The sequence below is a fragment of the Pseudoxanthomonas wuyuanensis genome, assembly GCF_900215535.1.
GTDB classification, from domain to species: Bacteria; Pseudomonadota; Gammaproteobacteria; order Xanthomonadales; family Xanthomonadaceae; genus Pseudoxanthomonas_A; species Pseudoxanthomonas_A wuyuanensis.
The window spans coordinates 20,897-30,070 of record NZ_OCND01000016.1; the positions used below are offsets into that span (position 1 = coordinate 20,897).

The 9,174-nt window shown below is 64.7% G+C and carries 13 protein-coding genes; 5 read left to right on the forward strand and 8 right to left on the reverse strand.

The window, feature by feature from the left end:
* Nucleotides 1-148 precede the first annotated feature (148 nt).
* From CRO39_RS19705 to CRO39_RS19715, 3 genes are all read left to right on the forward strand, one after another.
* The gene (locus CRO39_RS19705) at nt 149-1,300 is read left to right on the forward strand and encodes a polyketide cyclase (protein WP_097123691.1); all 1,152 of its coding nucleotides are present in this window, start codon (nt 149-151) and stop codon (nt 1,298-1,300) included.
* Between the two features lie 128 nt (nt 1,301-1,428).
* Entirely contained in the window at nt 1,429-1,803 is a 375-nt protein-coding gene (locus CRO39_RS19710) for a DUF423 domain-containing protein (RefSeq protein WP_176520240.1), read from the forward strand.
* Nucleotides 1,804-1,807: 4 nt separating this feature from the next.
* On the forward strand, nt 1,808-2,482 hold the full coding sequence (locus CRO39_RS19715) for a DNA-3-methyladenine glycosylase family protein (RefSeq protein ID WP_097123692.1): 675 nt from the start codon (nt 1,808-1,810) through the stop codon (nt 2,480-2,482).
* 48 nt (nt 2,483-2,530) lie between these two features.
* Here CRO39_RS19715 and CRO39_RS19720 read toward each other — a convergent pair whose 3' ends face one another.
* From CRO39_RS19720 to CRO39_RS21325, 8 genes are read right to left on the reverse strand one after another with little or no spacing between them, the layout of a single operon-like run.
* Entirely contained in the window at nt 2,531-3,037 is a 507-nt protein-coding gene (locus CRO39_RS19720; RefSeq protein WP_097123693.1) for a hypothetical protein, read from the reverse strand.
* Nucleotides 3,038-3,095: 58 nt separating this feature from the next.
* Complete coding sequence (locus CRO39_RS19725; RefSeq protein WP_097123694.1) at nt 3,096-4,559, reverse strand: FAD-binding oxidoreductase; 1,464 nt, start codon at nt 4,557-4,559, stop codon at nt 3,096-3,098.
* A gap of 10 nt (nt 4,560-4,569) precedes the next feature.
* Entirely contained in the window at nt 4,570-5,388 is an 819-nt protein-coding gene (locus tag CRO39_RS19730) for a M15 family metallopeptidase (protein WP_097123695.1), read from the reverse strand.
* 10 nt (nt 5,389-5,398) lie between these two features.
* Nucleotides 5,399-5,941, reverse strand: coding sequence for a PH domain-containing protein (locus tag CRO39_RS19735; RefSeq protein WP_097123696.1), 543 nt, complete (start codon nt 5,939-5,941; stop codon nt 5,399-5,401).
* A gap of 12 nt (nt 5,942-5,953) precedes the next feature.
* A complete protein-coding gene (locus CRO39_RS19740) occupies nt 5,954-6,130 on the reverse strand; it encodes a DUF4177 domain-containing protein (RefSeq protein WP_097123697.1) in 177 nt (58 codons plus the stop codon).
* Nucleotides 6,127-6,315 (reverse strand): type II toxin-antitoxin system antitoxin, encoded by a 189-nt coding sequence (locus tag CRO39_RS19745; protein WP_097123698.1) that lies wholly within the window; start codon nt 6,313-6,315, stop codon nt 6,127-6,129. Before CRO39_RS19745 ends, CRO39_RS19740 begins: the two co-directional genes overlap by 4 nt.
* Before the next feature lie 21 nt (nt 6,316-6,336).
* On the reverse strand, nt 6,337-7,200 hold the full coding sequence (locus tag CRO39_RS19750; RefSeq protein ID WP_097123699.1) for an SPFH domain-containing protein: 864 nt from the start codon (nt 7,198-7,200) through the stop codon (nt 6,337-6,339).
* 21 nt (nt 7,201-7,221) lie between these two features.
* Entirely contained in the window at nt 7,222-7,344 is a 123-nt protein-coding gene (locus CRO39_RS21325; RefSeq protein WP_280523259.1) for a hypothetical protein, read from the reverse strand.
* 131 nt (nt 7,345-7,475) lie between these two features.
* Here CRO39_RS21325 and purT point away from each other — a divergent pair, with 131 nt between their 5' ends.
* Both purT and CRO39_RS19760 read left to right on the forward strand, forming a co-directional pair.
* Complete coding sequence (purT, locus tag CRO39_RS19755; RefSeq protein ID WP_097123700.1) at nt 7,476-8,660, forward strand: formate-dependent phosphoribosylglycinamide formyltransferase; 1,185 nt, start codon at nt 7,476-7,478, stop codon at nt 8,658-8,660.
* A gap of 10 nt (nt 8,661-8,670) precedes the next feature.
* Complete coding sequence (locus tag CRO39_RS19760) at nt 8,671-8,973, forward strand: hypothetical protein (protein WP_097123701.1); 303 nt, start codon at nt 8,671-8,673, stop codon at nt 8,971-8,973.
* The last annotated feature ends 201 nt before the right edge of the window (nt 8,974-9,174 follow it).

Sequence of the window (9,174 nt, forward strand, 5' to 3'; positions counted from 1 at the left end):
CACGGGTTGATGTGAGAATTCCGTTGGCACGGCCGGAAAACACCCTGGCGACCGGTGTCAGATGGGCTGACCGGACCCGGTCAAGCCTGTTAGGATGCGCGGTGCATTTTTTTTGATGGCCGAGGCACCGGCCCCCGGAGACCCCTGAATGACCCGTTTGATCGAGTTAGTGATTGCATTGGCGCTGGTCCTGGCGCTGTTTGTGGTGATCGGGCTGGTGTTGCCGTCCGAGCGCCACCTGCAAGAAAGCGTCGAGACCAATCGCCGCATGACAATCGTGTTCGACACCCTGAACAACGTGCGCCGTCTGAAGGACTGGAGCCCGCTGCTTCCGAACCGGCCGAGCGAACTGTCGTACTCCGGCGGTGGCGAAGACAACACCGGCGTCGGCGCGCGTGTCGATTTCAACTCCACCGGCTACTGGGGCAATGGCAGCTGGGAAATCACCGAGAGCGAACGGCCGCAGGCCGGCGGCTCCGGCAAGATCGCCTACGCGGTGGTCAACGAGCGCGCGGGCAAAGACAAGAAGACCACCTTTCTGCTGGAACCCACCGGAAAGAACGCCCGCAACGTCAAGATCACCCAGACGTATGACATCAGCTACGGCTGGAACCTGATCGGCCGTTATTCGGGCATGTACGTCAGCCGCCATGTCGGCGATTCGCTCAAGAGCGGCCTGTCCAAGCTGACCAACATGCTGGCCACCGTGCCCAACTTCGACTACCGCGCCGAGGGCAGCAAGCTGACCGATCTGCGCGTGATCGAGCTGCCGGCCGAGGACATCCTGTTCGTCAACGCCGGCAATATCGATCGCAACAACGACGCCATCAAGGGCTCGATCAAGTCCAACCAGGAATGGATCAAGCGGGTGATGGAGGCCAACGGCCTGGAGGCCGCCGGCCCGCTGCGCATCGTCACCACCGATTTCGGCGCCGAGCGCTACGCCTTCGACGTGGCCCAGCCGGTCCGCAAGAAGAGCGGCGCGTCCGCTGCCAGCGACGCCGATGGCGACGCCAAGCAGCCGCCGATTCCGGTCCCGACCGCCGCCGGCGAGCTGAAGGTCACCATTCCTTCCGGCGCGCCGGTCGAATACGTCCACCAGGAGCCGCGCAAGGTGGCCGCCGCCAAGTACACCGGTTATATGGCCGAGCTGGACGCGGTGCGCAGCTCGCTGCGGGCCTGGGCGGTGACGGCAGGCCACGAAGTGGTGGACCGTCCGTTCGAGTCCTGGAACAAGGGCGTGGACGATTCGTTCACCGCCGAGGGCGAGTTCGACGTGTACTGGGCGGTCAAGCAGTAAGGCCGTCCGGCGGAACTTCGATTCCGCAGACGGAGGTAACCAGGCGCGCCGCTTCTATAGCGGCGCGTCGCGTTTGCGCCGCAGCGATCCTCATCCCGGCAGGATGCCGCCCGTCCGAAGAGACTCCGATGCTGATGAACTACGATCGTCGTCAACGCAGGCCCTCGCTGTTGGCCCTCTGCGGAGGCCTGCTCGCGGCCGTCGCGGTGGCGCTGTCGGCCTACGCATCGCACGGGGTTGCCGATGCGCTGGCGCAGTCGCACCTGCAGACCGCCGCGCTGTACGCCTTCGGCCACGGCATCGCACTGGCCGCGTTGTCGGCAGGCACCACCCGCCGGTTGGGAAAGGCGGCGCTTTACCTGCTGCTGATCGGCGCACTGTTGTTCGCCGGCAGCCTGACCCTGGGGGCGCTGGCCGGATTGCCGACGCGGTTGGCGCCCGTTGGCGGCAGCACCCTGATCCTGGGTTGGCTGGTCTGGGCTTTCGACGCGATCCGGCGCTGATCCGATGCCTCGCCATGCCCGCGGTTTCGATACCGGACAGGCCTTCGAATACCTGAGCCGCCGCGACCGCAAGCTTGGCGCGTGGATGAAGCGGATCGGCTACATCGAGCCGCAGCCCGGTTGGCGGAAATCCTTCGATCCGGTCGATGCGCTGGCCCGCGCCATCCTGTATCAGCAGCTCAGCGGCAAGGCCGCCTCCACCATCGTCGGCAGGGTGGAAGCGGCCATTGGCAGCACCCGGCTGCACTACGACACGCTGGGCCGGATCGACGACGCCACGTTGCGCGCCTGCGGCGTCTCCGGCAACAAGACGCTGGCGTTGCGCGATCTGGCCGAGCGCGAAGAGCGTGCGGAGATTCCCACGCTGCGGCAGATGTCGGTGATGCACCAGGACGATATTGTTGCCGCGCTGGTGCCGATCCGCGGCATCGGCCGCTGGACGGTGGAGATGATGCTGATGTTCCGCCTCGGCCGCCCCGACGTGCTGCCCATCGACGACCTTGGCGTACGCAAGGGAGCGCAGTTCGTCGATAAAATCGATGTCATGCCGACGCCCAAGCAACTGCTGGCGCGCGGCGAGCGCTGGGGGCCGTTCCGCACCTACGCCAGCCTGTACCTGTGGCGCATCGCCGATTCCGGCGCCGAAGCGAAGACGCCGACCAAGCGGTCGCAGGATTAGGGACCACGCTGACGAGCGCTGGCTTGAGCGGCGTTTCCTTAGGCCGGATCAGCGCTCCGGGCCGCCTGCAGACGGCTTCGGCCGGAACAGTGGGTCGTCGCTTACGCGTTGCCTGGGCGGTGGCGGGAAGCGTCTGGCATGGTCGATGAAGCTGTGGAAGCGGAACGTGGAGACCATCGCCCTGAAATAGAAGATCAGAAAGACGATCGAAAGCACCAGCCCGGCTGGTTTTCCGGTTTCCATCATGATCAGGATCTTCGACAGCAGGAAGTAGCTGAACATCAACGTTGCCGCGATCCGGCTGTTGCGATAGATGCCGAATGCAAGACCGAAGACCAATACCACATCCACGAAGTTCCAGACACCCAGCAGTGCTTCCTCGCTTTGACCGAGAATGAAGATCAAGGTCATCGCCAATGTGAGCGTGCCGGATACGACAGCGGCGATCCAGCCGTAGCGGATATGCCGGGTGATTTCTTCGGGAACTTCAATTGCATGGACCGCCGGTTCGCGAATCTCCGATTGCGGGGTCGCGTAGGGATCGTTCTCAATCATTGGGTTCTATCCGTTGACGGCGGCACAGTGCATGGTGCCATGATGATGGGGAGATGGATCATGCTGACGCGGAGCGCTGCGTCGCCGGATCCGGCCACGACAGGTACTTTTGCCACAAGCGGTTGCCGAAGCGGTAATCCGGATCGACCCGTCGCTTCAGTCGCACGAAATCCGCAGCTTCAGGATAAGCCTCGTGGAACTGCGCCGGCGAGGCATGCAGCCGGTAGGGCAGATAGTAGCGTCCGCCAGCGGCCAGTGCGGCATCGATCAATTGCCGCGTCCATACCGCCGAGGCGCGATCGGCGGGCTGGTTGGAGCGTTGCTTGTAATAGAGGACGAACGAGAAAATCTCGCCGGGCGCCCATTTCAGCAATGAGACCGTATCGGCGGGCGAGTGCCGGACCGATACGTTCAGCGCGTTGACGCGATGGCGCTGGAGTATCGCGGCCATGCGGCGGACGAACGGGACGAAGCCGGCTATCGGGATGAAGTATTCCTGCAGCAGGTAGGTCGAGAACATCCGGGTGCGCGGCTCCAGCGAGGCGGTATCCAGGCTGGCTTCGTAATTGCGCATCACCACGGCCTTTTCGCGCAGCAGGCGGTCGGTCAGGTAGCGATCGCGCAGATGATCGCCGCCGGGGAGTTCCGATGCCGACCAGATAAGGTTCTGCTCGAGCCCGTAATCCAGGCCGCGCGGCACCAGGCGTCTGCCTTCGGTGAGCGCTGCATCGGTCCGCAGCCAGCTGATCGCCAAAGGCCGATCGAATCGCGGAGGAATGAGATCTGCGTTGTGCATGATGACGGCGGGATCGCTTTGTATCCGCTCGCGGAAGAATGCCGGATAGTCGGTCAGAGCCAGCCGCTGGCTATGGCGGGCCATCGCCTCGTTGGGCGCCAGTTCCAGTTCGACCTCGGTGATGACGCCCAGACCGCCGTAGCCGCCAATGGCCGCGGCAAACAGGTCCGGTTCCTTGTTGCGGCCGAGTTCGAGCACCTGGCCGCCGCCATCGACCAGTTGCAGTGCGCGCACCGTGTGGGCGATGGGACCGGCATTGAGGTAGCGGCCGTGGCAATTGACCGAGACTGAGCCGCCAACGGTGAAGTTGCTGTAGCTCTGCATCACCTTTACCGACAGATCGTGCGGGTCGATGATGTCCTGCAGATCGCGCCAACGCATCCCCGCTTGCACCCGGACGATCCCCTGCACCGCATCCAGCCGGACCAGCCGGTTCATCGCGCGCATGTCCAGATGCAGCGACCCGGCCAGGGCGGTCTGTCCGCCCATGCTGAAGCGGGCGCCACCGATGGAAACCGGGCCGCCGGATTCGCCCAGCAGGCGCTGGACCTCGCCGGTGGCCGTGGGACGCGCGACGCGCGCGACTGCTGTCTGTTCCATCCGGCTGATGTCTTCGATGCGAGTGGCATCGGCTTGCCGGTTGCAGGAGAACGTCCCTGCCGCGCCGGCCAGCGCCAGGGCCTGCATCAATTTCCTGCGCTGGGTATCTAGCCTCCTGTCAGGCATCCCTGCTTTCCTACGCGGTTTCGTAACGCCAATGCCACGGTTCGTAGACGATGCCGTGCGGGTTGTCGCGCGGGTAGCTCATGACGAAACCGAATTCCGCGGCGTGACGGCTCAGCCAGGCGAAGGCAGGGGTGCGTTCGAACGATTCCTCGGCCGGCGGTTCGCCCGGCGTGCCGATGTCCAGCGCGCGGCCGCTATGGTGCTCGCTGTAGCCAGGCGCGGCGTTGACGCCGAGGATCTGTTGTACCGTCTGTCCGCGCGCCAGTTTGCGTTCGAAGATGCCGAGCTGGTAGTCGTGGCTGCGGTAACCGGAGATCGCGTCCAGCACGATACCGTCGAGGCCGGCGGCATGCCGCATCGCGTTCCAGGCGCGCGCCGTGGCCTGGGTCAGCCATAGCGGGCGGCGATAGCGGTCGTAGCCGGCCAGCGCCAGCGCAGCCGGCTCGGCAATCAGCGCCAGCCCGGTGCGGTCGCCATAGCTTTCGTCCAACCCCAGCGCATGCAGGCGCTGCTGCAGCCGAGCCAGCGGCAGTTCGCCGCTGCTGTCGATGTCGAATCCGCGGCGCTCATCCAATGCGTCGGCGGCGTCCAGGGCGGCGTCGATGCCGGATTCGCGCATCAGCCGCGGCAGCAGCGGCAGCACGCCCTGCGGCAGCAGTGCGGCAAGATAGCGGCCATCGCGCTTGCGCCGCAGTACCCGGTCGGCACGGGCCAGGATGCGCGCATCGGCATTGCCGCGCGCGCGCAGCAGACCGGCGGGCCAGAGTTCGATGTCCGGTGTGTTGAGCAGCGATGTCTTGAGTGGAATCGGAGGGGCGGGGCGGCGCATGGAACGCAGCTTAACGGTGGCCGCGTGCGTCCGCCAGTTCGCGCAATCGGTCAAGCAGGGCGACTGGCTTCTCCGGGCTCAGCAGTACTTGTCCGCCATCGTGCAACGGCAGCGACAACACCCGGGTCCGGTCGGTGATCAGGCAGAAGGCCTTGGTCAGATTGCCCAGGCGGAAGTGGCCGGCATAAAAACCCGGCAGGCTGAATCCGTTGGTCTTCAGCCGCGGCCTTAGTTCGGTATGCTCCTCCAGGCTCAGCACGCGTGCGCGCTGCAGATCGATCTGCTCCACGGCCAGGGTGCGCTTGTACAGCGTGGCGGTGATCTGCAACTGGCGATTGTCCAGGCGGATGCTTCGGCGCCGCAACGCCCAGTTCAGCGCCAGACCGACCAGCAACACGAACGGCACCGTGACGAACAGACCGGACCGGCCGGTTTGCGGCTGCGCCATCGCCACGGCAATCAGAACCCCGATGACCAACGCCAACGGCAGCCATAGCCACATCAGCGAAGACCGGCGCAGCGGGGCGAGAGGAAAGTCCAGGCTCTGGTGCATGGGCGCCCGGGCTCAGGCTTCGCGCTTGAAGAACAGACGCAGCGAATAGTCATGGCTGCTGGTGACCGAAACCAGTTCCCAGCCTTGCGCGCCCATTTTGTCCAGTTCCTGCTGCACGCGGTCGTTCAACTTTTCTGCGAAAAGCTTGTACGGCACTTCGATGACCTTGTGGTTCCAACGCTTGCTCATGATTTGGATTCCTTGACGTTGTCGCCGTTCCCCGCCTTCGGCAGACGGCCTGCCTTGCGCAAGGCATCGCGCAGGATGTATTCGATCTGCGCATTGAGGCTGCGCAACTCGTCGTCGGACCAGCGCTGCATGGCGCTCAGCACCTCGGCGTTGATGCGCAGCGGGTAGGCCTTCTTTTCAGACACGTTCCGGTCCGTTTCGCCGGCTCAGTACAGCGAGCCGGCGTTGACGATGGGCTGGGTGCTGCGGTCGCCGCACAGCACCACCAGCAGGTTGCTGACCATCTGCGCCTTGCGCTCTTCGTCCAACTGCACCACGCCGTTCTTCTGCAGTTCGGCCAAGGCCATTTCCACCATGCCCACCGCACCGGCAACGATGCGGGTGCGCGCGGCGATCACCGCGTTGGCCTGCTGGCGCTGCAGCATGGCCTGGGCGATTTCCGGCGCGTAGGCCAGGTGGCTGATGCGCGCTTCCAGCACGTCCACGCCGGCGGTGCTCAGGCGCTCGTCCAGTTGTTCCTTCAGGTGCAGGCTGACTTCATCGGCATGGCTGCGCAGCGAGATCTGGCCGTCTTCGTGCTGGTCGTAAGGGTAGCTGGTGGCCATGGCACGCAATGCCGCCTCGGATTGGATATGCACGAAGCCTTCGTAGTCGTCCACATTGAAGACCGCTTCCGCCGAGTCCACCACCTTCCACACGATTACCGCCGCGATCTCGATGGGACTGCCATCCAGTTCGTTGACCTTGAGCCGTCCGCTCTCGAAGTTGCGCACGCGCAACGACACTTTTTTCTTGGCGTAGAAGGGATTGTTCCAGCGCAAGCCGTTGTCCTTCACCGTACCGACGTATTTGCCGAACAGGCTGAGCACGGCCGACTGATTGGGTTCCACTTTGTAGAGCCCGGCAGCCAGGAAGATCAGCAGGACGACGGGTATGGCGGTCAAGAGCAGGCCGGCGGGCTGTTTGGCGATTGCGGCCTGAAAGAACAAGACGGCAGCACCGATGGCCAGCGCCAGTACGACCAGCAGGATCGGGATTCCGGGCAGCGAAGACGTGGCTTTCTCTTTCATGGCAGTTCTCTCAGGAAGGATTTACAGCTGCAGCAATCCGACACCCAGTGCGAGCGCAGAGGCGGAAAGGAGCAGCAGGAGGGCCAGAACGCGTCTGGCGTGACCGGGAAAACGACGCTCGAGCAGATGAACAATGTGCAGCATTGCCTTGTCCTCGTTCAGGTCCGATATCGGCTAAAAGATATCAATTTGATATCATGTGTCAACAGGGAGGTTCCGCCGCCTGTCGGCTGGGCCGGTAAACTGGCGCCCCCTTTACCTCCGGACCGCCGCGCATGATCAGCCTGGGCACCCCGCTTTCCCCCTCTGCCACCCGTGTCCTGCTATTGGGATCCGGCGAACTGGGCAAGGAGGTAGCGCTGGAACTGCAGCGGCTGGGGGTGGAGGTGATTGCCGCCGACCGGTATGCCGATGCGCCGGCCATGCAGGTGGCCCACCGCGCGCATGTGCTGGACATGCTGGATCCGCAGGCCGTCCGCATGCTGGTGGCGCTGGAAAAGCCGCACCTGATCGTCCCGGAAATCGAGGCCATCCACACCGAAACCCTGGTAGCGCTGGAAGCCGAGGGCGCCGCGCGGGTCATTCCCACCGCGCGCGCCGCGCGTCTGACCATGGACCGCGAAGGCATCCGCCGGCTCGCCGCCGAGACGTTGGGATTGCCGACTTCGCCGTACCGCTTTGTCGACAGCGCCGGGGAATACCGCGAAGCGGTCGCCGCCATCGGCCTGCCGTGCGTGGTCAAGCCGGTGATGTCGTCCTCCGGCAAGGGCCAGAGCACGCTGCGCAGCCAGGCCGATGTCGACCCGGCCTGGGACTATGCGCAGACCGGCGGCCGCGCCGGTGCCGGCCGCTGCATCGTCGAAGGCTTCATCGATTTCGACTACGAAATCACCCTGCTGACCGTGCGCCATGCCGGCGGCACCTCGTTCTGCGAACCGATCGGGCACTGGCAGAAGGATGGCGACTACCGCGAGAGCTGGCAGCCGCAGCCGATGTCGCCGTTGGCACTGCAGCGAGCGCAGCAGATCGCCCGCACGATCACCGACGATCTGGGCGGCTGGGGATTGTTTGGCGTGGAACTGTTCGTCAAGGGCGACCAGGTGTGGTTCAGCGAGGTCTCGCCGCGCCCGCACGATACCGGCCTGGTCACGCTGGTGTCGCAGGATCTGAGCGAATTCGCGCTGCACGCGCGGGCGATTCTGGGCCTGCCGATTCCGGATATCCGCCAGCACGGGCCTTCGGCCTCGTGCGCGCTACTGGCGCACGGTCACGGCGTGCCGGTGTTCTCGAATGTGGAAGCCGCGTTGCAGGCGCCGGATACTGCGCTGAGGCTGTTCGGCAAGCCGCGCGTCGAAGGCCATCGTCGGGTTGGCGTGACCCTGGCGCAGGGCGAAAACATCGATGCCGCACGCGCGACCGCGCGCCAGGCTGCTGAAGCCATCACCATCGAGCTGGAATAAGGGAAAGGCCATGAACGGAAACAATGGCTATGCCGTGTTCTTCTTCCCGCAGGCGTTGGAAGCGCTGGGCGAAGCGATCAAGCCCTACCTGACCGGCCAGCCCGACGGCCCGCATATCTTCTGCAAGGAAATCGACACCGGCGGCGCGTTCACCGAGATGACCCTGGTGGGCAGGAATGCCGAAGGCCATGACGTGCAGGTGGAGCTGATGGTGCCCGGCAGCATGATCCGCATGATCGTCTCCGCGCAGAGCGAAGCCGTATTCGGCTTCGGCCCGCGCGCAGCCGCCGGAAGCACGGTAGGAGCGACGTAAGTCGCGGTCGCGGCAAAGCGAAAGCCTTTCGACACAGATGCAAGCGGATCTCTGATTTCCGGGGCTATCGACTTCGGCGGGAGTCGCCGGCCGTCAGGCTGGGGGCGCTCCGCCCTCCTGACGACATCGTGTCTTAAGAGCGTGTTATGGCCTTTGGGGTGAGTGCGAAGGCTGCTGTCGCGGCGCCATGCCGCGTTGCAC